The sequence below is a fragment of the Mesorhizobium sp. B2-4-7 genome (assembly GCF_006442685.1).
In the GTDB taxonomy this organism is placed as follows: Bacteria; Pseudomonadota; Alphaproteobacteria; order Rhizobiales; family Rhizobiaceae; genus Mesorhizobium.
Genome location: NZ_VFVH01000001.1, coordinates 481152 through 497443 on the forward strand (window position 1 = coordinate 481152; position 16292 = coordinate 497443).

The window sequence follows — 16292 nt, forward strand, 5'->3', positions numbered from 1 at the left end:
CTTTGTTTGTCCACCTTGAGGCCAGATTCGGAACCGCCTATCGCGCCCAAGTGTTGATCAGGCACCCTCGCAACGGTCGGCATATTCATGCTTTGTTGCGATTTCAGACTTAAAGAAGGCAACCATGTTCCCAGCCGAAATCGAATCCTATCGCCTGAGCCGTCGCGGCTTTCTCAATGCCGCAGCCCTGGGCGCCGCCTCGATCGCGGTTTCCGCATGCGCCACCACCGGGTCCGGGCCAGTCGAGCCACCGCCACCGGCCTATGTCGAGCCGCCGCTCGCCGACTACGTGACGATGTACGCCGCCGTCAGCGATGGCGGTTTCGAAGTGCCGGCCATTCCCGTCGACAGGATCGATCCGCAATTCCTGCGCCAGATCGTGCCCGACCCGACCGGCCAGAAGCCGGGAACCATCGTCGTCGATACGACCGGCCACTTCCTCTATCTGGTTCGTCCGGGCGGCCAGGCGATCCGCTACGGCGTCGGCCTCGGCCGCGCCGGCTTCGAATGGTCGGGCGATGCCGTCGTCCAGTGGAAACAGAAGTGGCCGAAATGGACGCCGCCGGACGAGATGATCGCCCGGCAGCCGGAACTGAGGCAATACAGCGCTGACAATGGCGGTATGCCGGGCGGGCTGAAAAACCCGCTCGGTGCACGTGCGCTCTATCTCTTCCAGGGCAACGTCGACACGCTCTACCGGCTGCACGGCTCGCCGGAATGGCGTTCGATCGGCAAGTCGGTGTCGTCGGGCTGCGTGCGCCTGATGAACCAGGACATTATAGACCTATATGATCGCGTGCCTTCGAAGACCCCGGTCATCGTGACCAGCGACGCCAGCCAGCCCCTGGTGGCGACCGCGAATCACAAAGCCATCCCGATCGATGCCGGCGTGCCGGACGGATCGGTGCTGCTTGGCCCGGTGAAAGCGGTGACCGACGCGATTTTCTGATCGAGCGAGGGTGAATGCGGCGACTCGCCGCCTTCACCCTCCACATCAACCTGTCCCTGCGTGACCGTTGCGCGATCGCGCTCCCTATCTGCCCCTCGACAGACTTCCGAGTATCCCGCGCACGATGGCGCGGCCGACCGACGAGCCGACAGAGCGCACCACCGACTTGATCGCGGCTTCCGTCACCGTCTGGCGGTTGGATGGGCGCGGTTGAGGCGAGCGTCTGCCGCCGGACTGCGGCGGCGGAGCATCATTGCCGAAGCCCGGAATGGTCCAGCGTGAACGGCCTGCGTCGGCCTGCTGTGCCTCGGCATCCGCCGCGTCCTTGGCCTTTTTCTGCAGCATCTCGAAAGCCGATTCGCGATCGACACCCTCATCGTACTGACCGATCACCGGGCTTTCCTGGATCAGCTTCCGCCGCTCGGCTGGGGTTATGGGCCCAAGTCGTGACGATGGCGGACGGATCAGCGTGCGCTGGACCATGGACGGGATGCCCTTGGCTTCCAGCACTGAAACCAGCGCTTCGCCGGTGCCCAGTTGCGTGATCACGGTCGCGCAATCGAAATCCGGATTCGGCCGGAACGTCTCAGCCGCGGTCCTTACCGCCTGCTGCTCGCGCGGCGTGTAGGCGCGCAGCGCATGCTGGACGCGGTTGCCGAGCTGGGCCAGGACCTTCTCAGGAATATCCAAAGGGTTCTGCGTGACGAAATAGACACCGACGCCCTTCGAGCGGATCAGGCGCACCACCTGCTCGACGCGGTCGATCAGCACCTTCGGCGCGTCGTCGAAAAGCAGATGTGCCTCGTCGAAGAAGAAGACCAGCTTCGGCTGGTCGGGGTCGCCCACTTCGGGCAGCTCCTCGAACAGTTCCGACATCAGCCAAAGCAGGAACGTCGCGTAGAGTCGCGGATTCATCATCAGCTTGTCGGCGGCCAGCACGCTGATGGCGCCGCGGCCGTCGCGGGTGGTGCGCATGATGTCGGCGATGCGCAATGCCGGCTCGCCGAAGAAGTTCGCCGCCCCCTGCTGTTCCAGCACCAGCAGCGTGCGCTGGATGGCCCCGACCGAGGGTTTCGTCACATTGCCGTAGCGGGCGCTGATCTCTTCGGCGCGCCCGGCGATATTGGCGAGCAGCGCCTGCAGGTCCTTGAGGTCGAGCAGCAGCAGGCCTTCCTCATCGGCGATGCGGAAGGCGATGTTCATGATGCCTTCCTGGGCTTCGGACAGATTCATCAACCGCGACAAGAGCAGCGGGCCCATCTCGGAGATGGTGGCGCGGATGGGGTGGCCCTGTTCGCCGAACAGATCCCAGAAGATGACGGGGAATTCCTGAAAGTCATAGGGGTCGAGCTTGACCTGCTCGGCGCGCTTGACCAGGAAATCCTGCGCCGTGCCGATCATGGCTATACCGGAGAGATCGCCCTTGATGTCGGCGCAGAACACCGGCACGCCGGCATTGGAGAATCCCTCGGCCAATATTTGCAAGGTGACCGTCTTGCCGGTGCCGGTGGCACCGGTCACCAGGCCGTGACGGTTGCCATAGTGCAAAAGCAGGTTTTCGGGACGCTGATAGCTGTCGTCGGGCTTGCGGCTGGCGCCTATGAAAATGGTGTCGTCAGCCATATGTCCGGTCTCCGCAAACTGCTGTGTATAAAACCAGCCCCTTGCCCGAAGGTATAGTGGGGCCCTTGCACAGCGACAATGGCGATCAGCGAAAATGGCCTTTTTTGGAGCTTGCGGATTTTGCCCATGTTTGGCAATCGTTCATGCTTCGTGCTCGAAGGCTGGTGTACGCTCGAGGGATCGAATTCGAGTCTTGGAAGCGCATTGCATTGCGGTATCGCACCGGGACCCGTAGACTGAAGTGCTCCAGGCTGATGCGGCCGCATAGTGACGAGGACAGTGGATGAGCGCCGGAGCCTTGACCAGGGATAACGAAGTTCCGAATGCCGACCGGCAGCGATGGCTGGCCCTGGCTGAAAAGGCGCTCGCCGGCGCATCTTTCGAGGAAAAACTGGTCTCGCACACCGATGACGGCATCCGCGTGGAACCGCTTTATGAGCGCGCGGCGGCGGCCGAGCCGATCGTGCGCGCCAACCCCGGATCGCCGTGGATCGTCAGCCAGCGCATCGACGATCCCGACATTGGTCGCGCCAAAGCCCAGGCGCTGGAGGACGTCGCGCAGGGCGCGACGGGATTGTCGCTCGTCTTCGAAGGTGCCCCGAACGCCTTCGGCTACGGCCTGCCGAGAACGGCGGAGGCGCTGGAGACGGTTCTGGACGGCATCCCGTTAAACCGCGTCCAGATCCGGATCGACGCCCACCCATGGAGCCGCCCCATGGCCGACTGGCTGGTGGCGTTCCTTGGCAAGCGCCGCTCCGATCCGGCAAAGCTCAACCTCTCCTTCGGCATCGATCCGGCGGCGATCCTGGCCGGAACCGGCCGGTTGCGCATGTCGATCGAGGCGCTGCAGGAATCCATGCCGCAATCGCTGGCACATTTCTTTTCAATGGGCGTGCCCGGCGTGCTGCTCGAGGCGGATGGGCGGGTGTTCCACAATGCCGGCGCCACGGAGGCGCAGGAGCTTGGCATCATGCTCGCTTCGGCCGTCTCCTATCTCAGGATGTTCGAGAAAGCGCGGCAACCGCTCGTCTACGCAGCGCCCCATATCGGTTTTGCGCTGAGCGCCGACCAGGATCAGTTCCTGTCGATCGCCAAGGTCAGGGCCTTGCGCAGGCTGTGGGCTCGCGTCCAGGAGGCCTGCTCGATCCCGACTTCGACGGCCAATATTCACGCCGAGACGTCGTTTCGGATGATGACGGCATTGGACCCGGAGACCAACATCCTGCGCACGACGATCGCCTGCTTCGCCGCGGCGGCGGGCGGAGCCGATTCGATCGCTATCCTGCCGCACACCGTCGCGCATGGCCTGCCGGCGCCTTTCGCACGCCGCGTGGCCCGTAACGCGCAGTTGATCATGGCCAATGAAAGCCACATCGATCAGGTCGCCGATCCCGCCTGCGGCTCCGGTGGCGTCGAAGCGCTCACCGCTGGCCTCTGCGAAGCGGCCTGGTCCGAGTTGCAGGCGATCGAGGCCGAGGGCGGCGTGCTGTCCAGCCTTCAGGACGGACGCATACAGGAACGTGTTCGCACCGCCGCCGCCCAGCGTGCTGCCGCCTTCCGATCCCGCGAGCGCGCCATCGTCGGCGCCACGCTCTATCCGCAGAAAACCGAGCGCGCGGTCGAGACGCTGGCCGCGGAGCGGCGATCTGCCTTCACGGAAGGCATCGTCATGTGCGAGCCGCTGTTTCCGGTCCGCATCGATCAAGCGATCGGAGCCGCTTCTTGATTCCGGATTTCAGCCAGGTCGGCTGGGCGCCGCCTCGGCGGGCGCCGGTCGAGATCAAGGGCCAGCGGATGACGCCGGAAGGCCTTGCCGTCAAACATCTGTACAATCAGGGCGATCTCAAGGGGCTGCCGCATCTCGACACCTATCCGGGCATGCCGCCCTTCGTGCGCGGACCCTATCCGACCATGTATGTCCAGCAGCCGTGGACGATCCGGCAATATGCCGGTTTCTCGACGGCGGAAGAGTCAAACGCCTTCTACAGGCGCAATCTTGCCGCCGGCCAGAAAGGTCTGTCGGTCGCCTTCGATCTCGCCACGCACCGCGGCTATGACAGCGATCATCCGCGGGTGGCCGGCGATGTCGGAATGGCGGGCGTGGCCATCGATTCCATCCTCGACATGCGCCAGCTCTTCGACGGCATTCCGCTCGGCGAGATGACGGTGTCGATGACCATGAACGGCGCGGTGCTGCCGATCATGGCGCTCTACATCGTGGCGGCCGAGGAACAAGGGGTTGCGCAGAAGGATCTCGCAGGGACCATTCAGAACGACATTCTGAAGGAGTTCATGGTCCGCAACACCTATATCTATCCGCCGAAGCCCTCGATGCGGATCGTGTCGGACATCTTCTCCTACACATCCAGGCACATGCCGAAATTCAACTCGATCTCGATCTCCGGCTACCATATGCAGGAGGCCGGCGCGACGGCGGACCTGGAGCTCGCCTATACGATTGCCGACGGAATCGAATATGCCCGCGCCGGCGTCGCGGCCGGGCTCGACATCGACCGCTTCGCCCCGCGCCTGTCCTTCTTCTGGGCTGTTGGCATGAACTTCTTCATGGAAGTCGCCAAGCTCAGGGCGGCGCGGCTGCTGTGGTCAAGCCTGATGATGAAGAATTTTTCGCCGAAGGACGAGCGTTCGCTGTCCTTGCGCACCCACTGCCAGACTTCTGGCTGGTCGCTGACGGCGCAGGATCCCTACAACAACATCATCCGCACGATGATCGAGGCGATGGCCGCCACACAGGGCCATACACAATCGCTGCACACCAATTCCTTCGACGAGGCCATGGCGCTGCCGACGGATCATTCGGCCCGTATCGCCCGCAACACGCAGCTGATCCTGCAAAAGGAATCCGGCACCACGCGCATCATCGATCCGTGGGGCGGTTCGGCTTATCTCGAGAGGCTGACGCATGATCTGGCAGCGCGTGCGCTTGCCCATATCGAGGAGGTCGAGGCGCTCGGCGGCATGGCCGCGGCCACCGAGAAGGGCATTCCCAAGCTGCGTATCGAAGAGGCGGCCGCCCGCACCCAGGCGCGCATCGATTCAGGCGAGCAGGTGCTGGTCGGCGTCAACGCGCACCGGCCCGGTGCGGATATCGAAGTCGACGTCTTGAAGATCGACAATGCCGAGGTAAGAGCCCGGCAGCTATCGAAGCTGCAGCGGCTGAAGGGCACGCGCGACGTCGCGGTGCTCGAGAATGCGCTCGCAGCGCTCTCCCGCGCGGCCGAGAGCGGCGAGAACCTGCTCGAATTCGCCATCCACGCCGCGCGCGCCAATGCGACGGTCGGGGAGATTTCGCTGGCGCTGGAAAAGGTCTTTGGCCGCCACATCGCGTCGGTGCAGACGATTTCCGGCGTCTACCGCCAGGCGCTCGGCGACAATCCGGCCGTCGACCGGCTGCAGGAGAAGATCGGCGCGTTCGAAAAGAAGACCGGCGGCAAGCCGCGCATCCTGGTCGCCAAAATGGGACAGGACGGACATGACCGCGGCCAGAAGGTGATCGCCACAGCCTTTGCCGACCTCGGCTTCGACGTCACCGTCGGCGCCATGTTCCAGACGCCGGAGGAGATCGCGAAGCTGGCGGTGGAGCACGACGTTCATGTCGTCGGTGCCTCATCGTTGGCAGCAGGACACCTCACGCTCATCCCCGAACTCAGGGATGCGCTGAAGAGGCTCGGCCACAGCGACATGCTGATCGTTGCCGGCGGCGTGATCCCTCCGCAGGACTATGATGCCGTGCTGCAAGCGGGTGCGGCGGAAATCTTCCCGCCCGGTACCGTGATCCCGCAAGCAGCGGAGCGGCTGATCGACCGGCTGCTGGCGTCCTGAGTTATCGGCAACGAGTGTGTCCGAGCCTTCCTCCCATTCGTAAGTTATAATTTCTGTTGCAACAACACAGCGATCGAGTTATAATCGGCGTTGCAACAGGGCTGATCCAGCATGAACACCACCATTCGCAAGATCGGCAATTCCGAAGGTGTGATCCTGCCCAAGGAGCTACTCGACCGCCTGAATCTCAAAGCCGGTGATCAGCTTCAGGTTCTCGAAACGGACAAGGACATCGTCCTCAAACCGGTCGACGATAGTTTCGAGCGGCAGATGGAAGCTGCTCGCAAGGTCATGGACAAGTACAAGGTCGCGCTCCAGAAGCTCGCCGAATGAACTGGGAGTTCCTGTCGCGCCGCGCGGCGGAGGCGATGCATGCCGAACAATTGCGCCGGCATGGCGGCGCACAAGGTTTGCGGGATGAAAATGCACTTGAATCGGCACTGGCCCGGGCCGAGAACAAGGCTAATTACGGCACTCCGTCGATTGCAGATCTTGCAGCAGCCTATGTCTTCGGCATTGCCAGAAATCATGCCTTTGTCGACGGCAACAAACGCACGGCTATTGTCGCCGCCGGCGCCTTCCTGATCGTCAACGGTCACGTCCTGACGGCGGACAACGGCACGCTTTATGAATTCGTGATGGCTGTCGCCGCCGGCGAGATCGATGAAGCGGGTGCCGCCGCATTTTTTCGCGACCACATCGTGAAGACCGAGGACTGATGTTGGGGTTCAGCCGCCCGCGCTCAGCTTGACGATTTCCCATTCCTTGCCATTGACGGTGGCGACATCGCCGACCTTCTTGCCAAACAAAGCAATCGCCATTGGCGATACATGGGAAATGCTGCCTTTCGATGGGTCAGCCTCGTCCTCGCCGACGATCTTCCAGTGCACCTTTTTGCCGTCGTCGGCTTCGAGCGTGGCGCCCATGCCGAAGCGGATGACGTCGCTCCCGGGCTCGGGCACCGAAAGCTCGGCACTTTCGCGCCGCGCGGTCCAATAGCGCAGGTCGCGAGATACCAGTGCGATGCGCTCGCGGTCTCCCCGCCGCTCGGCTTTGGCCAATATGTCGCGCAGATCGGCCAGATTCTCGTCGATCATTGCCAGGCCACGCTCCGTCACCAGGTTGCGGTGTTGACTGATCGGCCGTTCGCCGACGCCTGCGATGGCGTTTTCGCTGTCTTCCTCGCGGGTAAAGGCTCTGCTCATTCCTTGAACTTATGCCCGCCCTCACGACTTCACAAGTCATTGCCCTCGCCGGGGACGCAGGTGCCTGACTGGCACGAATCCTGCCACTAGACGGGCAAAAGCCAGGACCTGTGCCGATGTTGAACAGACGCAAGCTGCTTGTCCGGACAGCCGGTTTTGCCGTGTTCGGGCTTTCGCTGGGCAAGGCAGCCGCCGCGAGCTTGCCCAGCGTCGAGAAAGCCTCGATGCACGGATCGATCAACGCCACCGAGCTTGGCGTGCAACCCGGCACCTTTGACGATCAGAGCAAGGCTTTCGCCAAGCTGCTGCGCGAGGCCAGCGATCGCGACATGCCGGTTTTCCTGCAGCCCGGCACCTATGTCGTGTCCAACCTGACGCTGCCCGGCCGGGTGCGCCTTACCGGCGTGCCTGGCGCAACGCGCATCGTCTATGGTGGCGACGGCCACCTGTTCATGGCCGAACAAGCCGATCACATCGAGCTCAGCGGCCTGGTCCTCGACGGCTCAAACCGCTCGATGGGCGACTACGCGCAAGGACTGCTCGATCTGCGCCGCGTGGCGCATCTCATCGTCGATAATTGCCAGATAACCGGCAGCGGCAAGAACGGGCTGGCGCTCGAGCACGCGGCGGGCCGGGTCGAGCGCACGGAAATATCCGGAGCGGCGGACGCCGGCATCTATTCGGTCGAGGCCGCAGGGCTGGCGATCACAGGCAACACCGTCTCCGACTGCGCCAATGGCGGCATCCTCGTGCACCGCTGGCAGGCGGCGGAGGACGGCACTATCGTCACCGGCAACCGGGTCGAACGCATCGCGGCGCGCGGCGGCGGCACTGGCCAGAACGGCAATGGCATCAATGCCTTCCGCGCCGCCAACGTGATCGTCTCCGGCAACATCGTTTCGGACTGCGCATTCTCCGCCATCCGCGCCAACAGCGCCAGCAATCTGCAAGTATCGAGCAACACTTGCATGCGTTCCGGCGAAACGGCGGTCTATTCCGAATTCTCGTTCGAGGGCGCCGTTATCAGCAACAACATCGTCGATGGTGCCGCCAACGGCATCTCGATCGTCAATTTCAACGAAGGCGGACGCATGGGTGTTTGCTCGGGCAACATCGTGCGCAACCTGTCGACATCAGGCCCCTACCCCGCCGACCCGCCGGGATTCGGCGTCGGCATCGGCGTCGAGGCCGACACCACCGTGTCCAACAACGTCATCGAGAACGTGCCGCTCTACGGCATGTCGATCGGCTGGGGACCGTATCTGCGCAACGTCGTGGCCACCGGCAACATCATCCGCAAAGCGGGCACCGGCATCGTCGTCAGCGTGGTCGACGGTGCCGGAACCGCCATCATCTCCGACAATGTCATCGACGGCGCACGCAATGGCGCCATTGTCGGGCAGCGCTGGGCCGATCCGGCCACGGGCGATCTCGCCGCGTCAGCCGATACCGGCTTTCCGCATCTGACCGTCGAGCGCAATCACGTCAGTTGAGAAACGTCTGTCTCAGGCCAGTGCCGCCGTCGGCCTGAGCGCACCGACCGTGGCGCCTATCCGGCTTTCGATGGGTGCATTCGCCATTTCGAGCAGCTTCGCCGCCAAAACCTCGTCCGCGCGCAGCAGTCGGGCGATGATTACGGCCACCATGGATTCGGCGGCCCGGCCGGCACCATCATCGCATTTGAGTGCGATGCCGAGGCCAAGCTCGGGAAGCGCCGCGCAATGGACCCCTTCGGCGCCGCCCTTCGCAAATATTCGGCCAGGCGCCGCCTGCATCAGCGCGAGATCGGCGCGGCCTGTGCCGGCGACGAAGAACGGCTCGGCCATGCAAGCCGACAACAATCGCTTTGCCGCCCTGGCGCGCCCGGGCGCGAAGCCCCTGCCGGTCACCATGCGGGCAAAGCCAAGCGCAAAACTCCTGAGCGGCACCGCGTAGGTCGGGATCGAACAGCCATCGGTTGCGCGTTCGTCGGCGCCGTGGCGAGCTCCTGTCACCGCCTGCATGGCGTCGCGCACCATTTCCTGCAAGGCGTGATCCGCCCTGACATAGCCTTGAGGCTCGATGCCTGAATGGACGCAGGTGCAAAGAAAGCCGGAATGCTTGCCGGAGCAATTGTTGTGCAAGGCGTTCGGGGAACCGCCTGCGCGGGCGAGTGCGATCGTCGCGTCGTGGCTCGACGGCCAATGCGCGCCGCATTCAAGCGCCGACCCGTCCAGCCCGGCCCTGGCGAGCATCGACCGCGCCAGTTCGACGTGGGCCGGTTCGCCCGAATGAGAGGCGCAGGCCAGCGCCAGTTCGCGGTTACCGAAGCCGTAGGCATCGGCAGCACCGCTTTCGACCAGCGGCAGCGCCTGGATCGCCTTGACCGCGGAGCGCGGAAACACCGGCCTCGATGTGTCGCCGATCTCGAGAACCGGCCTGCCATCGGCGTCGAAAACCGCGACCGCGCCTCGGTGCGCGCTCTCGACGATGGCGCCACGCAGAACTTCGATCAGAACCGGATTTGTCATGTTGCCCCCGCGGATGCGGGTCGCTTTTACCGAATCCGATCGAGAATGGAAACGTAGTTGGCGACCGCCGCGCCGCCCATGTTGAAGATGCCGCCAAGCTTGGCGTTGGGCACCTGGATGCCGCCGGCCTCACCGACGAGCTGCATGGCGCTCAGCACATGCATCGACACGCCGGTGGCGCCGATCGGATGACCCTTCGCCTTCAGGCCGCCGGACGGGTTGACCGGCAGCCGCCCGTCCTTTGCGGTCGTGCCGTCCAGCGCCAGCCTCGCGCCCTCCCCAGGCTTCGCCAGGCCCATGGCTTCATATTCGATCAATTCGGCGATGGTGAAGCAGTCATGCGTCTCGACGAAGGAGAGATCATCAAGCGTCACGCCGGCATTCCTGAGCGCCCGGCTCCAGGCCTGCTCGCAGCCTTCGAAGGTCAGGATGTCGCGCTTCGACATCGGCAGGAAATCCTGCACGTGCTCATTGGCGCGGAAGGTGACGGCGCGGCGCATCTTCAGTGCCGTCGCTGTGTCGGTGAGGACGATAGCAGCGGCACCGTCGGAGACAAGCGAGCAGTCGGTGCGCTTCAGTGGGCCAGCGACGAAGGGGTTCTTCTCGCTCTCCTGGCGGCAGAATTCGTAGCCGAAATCCTTGCGCATCTGCGCATAGGGATTGTCGACGCCGTTCTTGTGATTCTTGGAGGCGATCATGGCAAGCGCATCCGACTGGTCGCCGTAGCGCTGGAAATAGGCTTGTGCGATCTTGCCGAAGACGCCGGCAAAGCCGGCCGGTGTGTCGCCATCCTCGGGCAAATAGGAGGCTTTCAGCAGGTTCCTGCCGATCTCGGGGCCGGGCGTCGTCGTCATCTGCTCGGCGCCGACCACCAGCACGATGCGGGCGGCATTGGCATCTATGGCGCGGACGCCTTGCCGGACAGCGGCCGAACCGGTGGCGCAGGCGTTCTCGACGCGCGTCGCCGGCTTGAAGCGCAGCCGGTCGTCGGCCTGGAGGACAAGGCTGGCGGTGAAATCCTGTGCGGAAAAGCCGGCGTTGAAATGTCCGAGCACAATCTCGTCGACGTCGTCCGGGCCAATGCCGGCATGGTCGAGCGCCTCGGTTGCCACTTTGACGATCAGGCTCTCCAATGTTTCGCCTTCAAGCTTGCCGAAGCGCGAATGCGCCCAGCCAACGATGCATGCGGTCATGGCAACCTCCATTTGCCGCGGATCCTAACACGTCATATCGCGGCCTGAGCACTCAATATTGTTCAATAATGAACCGTTTTCCAGTCCGCGGGATGAGCCAGAGCCGACAATCGGTTGTTGTTTGGGCTGAATTTTTGTTGATTGACCCGTCAATAAAAAATAATCTTCACCGAAACAATGGGAACAGCATGCCGAAAGTCGGAATGGAGCCACTGCGCCGCAAAGCGCTCATCGACGCGACGATCTCGGCGATCGGCGAGCGCGGCTCGCTTGACGTGACGATGTCGGAGATCGCCGGGCGCGCCGGCGTGTCGTCGGCGCTGGCCCATCACTATTTCGGCGTCAAGGATGAGCTGCTGTTCGCGACGATGCGGCATATCCTGGCCGAACTGACCACGGACATGCGGCGCGCGCTTCAATCCACCGGTTCCCCACGCGAACGCGTCTCGGCGGTCGTGGCCGTCAACTTCTCCGAGATCCAGTTCCGTGCCGAAACGATCGCCGCCTGGCTCGCCTTCTATGTCGAGGCGCAGAAATCGGCTGCGCTGCGCCGGCTGCTCAGAATTTATGCGCGGCGGCTGCATTCGAACCTGATGAGCGGGCTGGCCGGCATCCTGTCCCGAGCCGAGGCCGACCGCGTCGCCGAAGCGACGGCGGCGATGATCGACGGGCTCTATATCAGGCGCGCGCTCAAGGACGGCGTGCCCGATGCCGCGACCGCGATCGCATTGGTCGAGGACTATCTCGAAACGAAACTCAGCGGACGGCAGACGCAGTGACACGCAAGCACCCTAACTTCCTGATCGTCATGGTCGATCAGCTCAACGGAACTTTCTTTCCGGACGGGCCGGCTGACTTCCTGCACGCGCCGCATCTGAAGGCGTTGGCCGCCCGCTCGGCGCGCTTCCGCAACAATTACACCGGCTCGCCGCTCTGTGCGCCGGGCCGTGCCTCGTTCATGAGCGGCCAGTTGCCGTCGCGCACCGGAGTCTATGACAACGCCGCCGAGTTCGCCTCGTCGATCCCGACCTTCGCTCATCATCTGCGCGCCGCCGGCTACCATACTTGCCTGTCGGGCAAGATGCACTTCGTCGGGCCGGACCAGTTGCACGGCTTCGAGGAACGGCTGACCACGGACATCTACCCCGCCGATTTCGGTTGGACGCCGGATTATCGTAAGCCCGGCGAGCGCATCGACTGGTGGTATCACAATCTGGGTTCGGTGACCGGGGCCGGTATCGCCGAAACCACCAACCAGATGGAATATGACGACGAGGTCGTGTTCCTCGCCACGCAGAAGCTCTACCAGCTTTCGCGGGAGCAGGATGATGAGGAGCGCCGGCCCTGGTGCCTGGCCGTTTCGCTGTCACATCCGCACGACCCCTATGTCGCGCGCAAGCAGTACTGGGATCTCTACGAAAATTGCCAGGCGCTCGACCCGGAAACCAATTTCATTGCGTATGACGAACAGGATACGCATTCGCAGCGGCTGTATGTCGCCAGCGATTATCCGTCGTTCCAGATCACCCCTGAGCAGGTGCGCCGTTCGCGGCGTGGCTATTTCGCCAATATTTCCTATGTCGACGACAAGCTCGGCGAGCTCCTGGACGTCCTCAAGCGAACGCGCATGCTTGACGACACCACCATCCTGTTCTGCTCCGACCATGGCGACATGCTCGGCGAGCGCGGCCTATGGTTCAAGATGAGCTTCTTCGAGGGCTCGGCGCGGGTGCCGCTGATGATTGCCGGCAGGGGCGTTGCGGCCGGGCTGATCGAAGCGCCGGTTTCCAATCTCGACGTGACGCCGACGCTTTGCGACCTCGCCGGCATCGACATCGATGCCGTCGCGCCATGGACCGATGGCCAATCGCTGCTGCCTCTGATCGACGGTGAGCGGCGCAGCGCGCCTGTGCTGATGGAATATGCGGCTGAGGGTTCATACGCGCCTCTGGTGGCTATCCGCGAGGGCCGATACAAGTTCGTCCATTGCGAGCTCGATGCGCCGCAACTGTTCGATCTCCAATCCGATCCGCTGGAGCGGGAAAACCTCGCGGCAGATCCGGCCAACGAACCGCTGGTCGCGGCGTTCATGGACAAGGTGCGGGCGCGCTGGAACATGGCCGCCTTCGACGCTGCGGTGCGCGAAAGCCAGGCGCGCCGCTGGGTCGTCTATCGGGCGCTGCGCAACGGCGCCTACTACCCTTGGGATTTCCAGCCGCTGCAGAAAGCGTCCGAGCGCTACATGCGCAACCACATGAACCTCGACAATCTCGAAGAGAGCAAGCGGTATCCGCGAGGCGAATGATGACTACGCTTGTCCCCTCACTCGACCACCTGAAGCAAGCCTATGCGGTCACCGCCAAGGCGACGCAGATCACGCCGCTGCTGGAATCGGCGGCGCTCGCCAGGGAAACCGGCGCCGCTCGCGTCTTCGTCAAGGCGGAATCGCTGCAATGGGCGGGATCGTTCAAGGTTCGGGGCGCCTATTGGCGGCTGAAGCGGCTGTCGCCCGACGAAGCCAAGAAGGGCGTCGTCGCTTATTCTTCCGGCAATTTTGCGCAAGGACTGGCGGCTGCGGGCCAGGCGCTCGGCATCCCCGTTACCATCGTCATGCCGATCGACGCGCCGGCCGCCAAGCGCGACGCCACAGCGGGCTACGGCGCGCGCGTGGTGCTTACCGATCACGGCGAGCGCGCGCGTGAGGAAGTCGCCGCCGCCAAGGCGCGCGAGATCGCCGAGACCGAAGGGCTGACATTGCTGCATCCCTTCGACGATCCGGAAATCGTCGCCGGCCAGGCAGGTGCCGGGCTGGAGGCGCTGGAGCAGCTTTCTGCCAAGGGCGCGAAGGCGGACGTGCTGTTCTGCTCGGTCGGCGGCGGCGGCCTGATCGGCGGCGTTTCGCTCGCTTTCCACTACCTGTCGCCGGCCACAGAAATCATCGGCGTCGAGCCCGAAGGTTTCAACGGCATGGGCGCCTCGCTGGCGCATGGCAGCATCGAGACCATGCCGCTCGCCCCGAATTCGATCTGTGACGGGCTGATGTCGCGGCGGCCCGGCGACGCGCCGTTCGCGGCGGTCAGAACCGCCGGCGTTCGCGGCATCACTGTCGACGACGCCTTGGTGCGGCGGGCAATGAAAATCGCCTTCGAGCGGATGAAGCTGGTGCTTGAGCCGTCCGGAGCTGCCTCGCTGGCGGCACTGCTCGGCGGCAAGGTGGATGTGGCCGGCAAGACCGTCCTTGTGGTGGCTACCGGCGGCAATGTCTCGCTCGCCGATTTCATCACGCATATGAACGATGGGCGCATATGAACAATGCTTGAAGCGGATTTCGTCATCATCGGCTCCGGCTCCGCCGGCTCGGCCATGGCCTATCGCCTGTCGGAGGATGGCAAGCACTCGGTCATCGTTATCGAATTCGGCGGCTCCGATATCGGGCCGCTGATCCAGATGCCATCGGCGCTGTCGATCCCGCTCAATATGAGCCTCTACGACTGGGGTTTTGCCAGCGAGCCCGAGCCGCATCTCGGCGGCCGCGTGCTGGCGACGCCGCGCGGCAAGGTGATCGGAGGCTCGTCCTCGATCAACGGCATGGTCTATGTGCGCGGCCACGCCCGCGACTTCGACCACTGGGCCGAACAGGGAGCCGCCGGCTGGGGTTTCGCCGACGTGCTTCCCTATTTCAAGCGCATGGAAGATGCGGAGGGCGGCGAGGACGGCTGGCGGGGCCGTGGTGGGCCGCTGCACGTGCGGCGCGGCACGCGGAAAAATCCGCTCTATGGCGCCTTCGTCGAAGCGGGCCGCCAGGCCGGCTTCGAACTGACCGACGACTATAACGGCTCCAGGCAAGAGGGGTTCGGCCCGATGGAGCAGACCATTTTCGGCGGCCGCCGCTGGTCGGCGGCATCAGCCTATCTGAGGCCGGCGCTCAGGCGCAAAAACGTAAGCCTGGTCAAGGGCTTTGCGCGACGGGTGATCATCGAGAATCAACGCGCCATCGGGGTCGAAATCGAAGCTCGCAAACAGATTCAAGTCGTTAAGGCGCGACGTGAGGTGATCGTCGCGGCATCGTCGATCAACTCGCCGAAAATCCTGATGCTGTCGGGCATCGGGCCTGCGGAACATCTCAGGGAAAACGGCATCGCGGTGGTGGCCGATAGACCCGGCGTCGGCCGCAACCTGCAGGACCATCTGGAACTTTATATCCAGCAGGAATCGACAAAGCCGATCACGCTGAATTCGGTGCTCAACCCGTTTTCCAAGGCGATGATCGGGGCGCAGTGGCTGTTCTTCAAGACCGGCCTTGGCGCCACCAATCATTTCGAGGCGGCGGCCTTCGTGCGCTCGCGCGCCGGGGTCGACTATCCTGATATCCAGTACCACTTCATCCCGGCGGCGGTGCGCTATGACGGCAAGGCGGCGGCGAAGTCGCATGGTTTTCAGGCGCATGTCGGGCCAATGCGCTCGAAGTCGCGCGGCTCGGTGACGCTGCGCTCGCCGGATCCCAATTCGAAACCGGTGATCCACTTCAACTACATGTCGCATCCCGACGACTGGAGCGAGTTCCGCCACTGCATCAGGCTGACGCGCGAGATTTTCGGCCAGAAGGCCTTCGACGGCTTCCGCGGCCAGGAAATTTCGCCCGGCAGCCACGTGCAATCGGACGACGACCTCGACATCTTCATCAGGGATCACGCCGAAAGCGCCTATCATCCCTGCGGCACCTGCCGGATGGGCCGCGCCGACGAGGTCACGAGCGTCGTCGATCCGGAATGCCGCGTGATCGGCGTCGAGGGCCTGCGGGTAGCCGATTCCTCTATCTTCCCGCGCGTCACCAACGGCAACCTCAACGCGCCGTCGATCATGACTGGCGAGAAGGCTTCCGACCACATTCTCGGCCGCACGCCGCTGGCGCCTTCCAACCAGGAACCATGGATCAATCCCCGCTGGCAGGCGTCCGACAGATAGAGCA

14 protein-coding genes are annotated in these 16292 nt (G+C 63.8%); 10 read left to right on the forward strand and 4 right to left on the reverse strand.

All coding sequences use genetic code 11. The features are described 5' to 3' along the window. Window positions 1-124 precede the first annotated feature (124 nt). Window positions 125-949: a L,D-transpeptidase gene (locus FJ946_RS02420; RefSeq protein WP_140567661.1), complete on the forward strand. Its 825-nt coding sequence runs from the start codon at window positions 125-127 to the stop codon at window positions 947-949. Window positions 950-1033: 84 nt separating this feature from the next. Here the strand turns inward: FJ946_RS02420 and FJ946_RS02425 are convergent, their stop codons facing one another. Continuing rightward, window positions 1034-2572 (reverse strand): helicase HerA-like C-terminal domain-containing protein, encoded by a 1539-nt coding sequence (locus FJ946_RS02425; protein ID WP_140567659.1) that lies wholly within the window; start codon window positions 2570-2572, stop codon window positions 1034-1036. 283 nt (window positions 2573-2855) lie between these two features. Between FJ946_RS02425 and FJ946_RS02430 the strand changes: the two genes are divergently transcribed. The 4 genes from FJ946_RS02430 to FJ946_RS02445 all read left to right on the forward strand — a co-directional run bounded on the left by FJ946_RS02430 (window position 2856) and on the right by FJ946_RS02445 (window position 7134). Continuing rightward, window positions 2856-4298 (forward strand): methylmalonyl-CoA mutase subunit beta, encoded by a 1443-nt coding sequence (locus tag FJ946_RS02430; protein ID WP_140567656.1) that lies wholly within the window; start codon window positions 2856-2858, stop codon window positions 4296-4298. Next, window positions 4295-6415 carry a methylmalonyl-CoA mutase gene (gene scpA / locus FJ946_RS02435; RefSeq protein WP_140567653.1) on the forward strand — a complete coding sequence of 707 codons (2121 nt, stop codon included), beginning with the start codon at window positions 4295-4297 and terminating at the stop codon, window positions 6413-6415. Before FJ946_RS02430 ends, scpA begins: the two co-directional genes overlap by 4 nt. A gap of 111 nt (window positions 6416-6526) precedes the next feature. Then, a complete protein-coding gene (locus FJ946_RS02440; protein ID WP_140494768.1) occupies window positions 6527-6748 on the forward strand; it encodes an AbrB/MazE/SpoVT family DNA-binding domain-containing protein in 222 nt (73 codons plus the stop codon). Next, window positions 6745-7134, forward strand: coding sequence for a type II toxin-antitoxin system death-on-curing family toxin (locus FJ946_RS02445; protein WP_140567651.1), 390 nt, complete (start codon window positions 6745-6747; stop codon window positions 7132-7134). Before FJ946_RS02440 ends, FJ946_RS02445 begins: the two co-directional genes overlap by 4 nt. Before the next feature lie 9 nt (window positions 7135-7143). Here FJ946_RS02445 and greA read toward each other — a convergent pair whose 3' ends face one another. Next, entirely contained in the window at window positions 7144-7620 is a 477-nt protein-coding gene (gene greA, locus FJ946_RS02450) for a transcription elongation factor GreA (RefSeq protein ID WP_140494772.1), read from the reverse strand. A 116-nt stretch (window positions 7621-7736) separates the two neighbouring features. Here greA and FJ946_RS02455 point away from each other — a divergent pair, with 116 nt between their 5' ends. Further along, on the forward strand, window positions 7737-9113 hold the full coding sequence (locus FJ946_RS02455) for a TIGR03808 family TAT-translocated repetitive protein (protein WP_140567648.1): 1377 nt from the start codon (window positions 7737-7739) through the stop codon (window positions 9111-9113). Between the two features lie 12 nt (window positions 9114-9125). Here FJ946_RS02455 and FJ946_RS02460 read toward each other — a convergent pair whose 3' ends face one another. Continuing rightward, window positions 9126-10130, reverse strand: coding sequence for an asparaginase (locus FJ946_RS02460; RefSeq protein ID WP_140494776.1), 1005 nt, complete (start codon window positions 10128-10130; stop codon window positions 9126-9128). Between the two features lie 26 nt (window positions 10131-10156). Then, a complete protein-coding gene (locus tag FJ946_RS02465; RefSeq protein ID WP_140555868.1) occupies window positions 10157-11323 on the reverse strand; it encodes an acetyl-CoA acetyltransferase in 1167 nt (388 codons plus the stop codon). A gap of 188 nt (window positions 11324-11511) precedes the next feature. On the opposite strand from FJ946_RS02465, the gene betI reads away from it, so the two are divergent. From betI to betA, 4 genes are read left to right on the forward strand one after another with little or no spacing between them, the layout of a single operon-like run. After that, window positions 11512-12102, forward strand: coding sequence for a transcriptional regulator BetI (gene betI / locus FJ946_RS02470; RefSeq protein WP_140494780.1), 591 nt, complete (start codon window positions 11512-11514; stop codon window positions 12100-12102). Beyond that, window positions 12099-13628 carry a choline-sulfatase gene (gene betC / locus FJ946_RS02475; RefSeq protein ID WP_140555869.1) on the forward strand — a complete coding sequence of 510 codons (1530 nt, stop codon included), beginning with the start codon at window positions 12099-12101 and terminating at the stop codon, window positions 13626-13628. The genes betI and betC overlap by 4 nt, the downstream gene beginning before the upstream one ends. Further along, window positions 13625-14632, forward strand: coding sequence for a threonine/serine dehydratase (locus FJ946_RS02480; protein WP_140520747.1), 1008 nt, complete (start codon window positions 13625-13627; stop codon window positions 14630-14632). The genes betC and FJ946_RS02480 overlap by 4 nt, the downstream gene beginning before the upstream one ends. A gap of 3 nt (window positions 14633-14635) precedes the next feature. Continuing rightward, window positions 14636-16288, forward strand: a complete 1653-nt coding sequence (betA, locus tag FJ946_RS02485; RefSeq protein ID WP_140567645.1) for a choline dehydrogenase — start codon at window positions 14636-14638, stop codon at window positions 16286-16288. The last annotated feature ends 4 nt before the right edge of the window (window positions 16289-16292 follow it).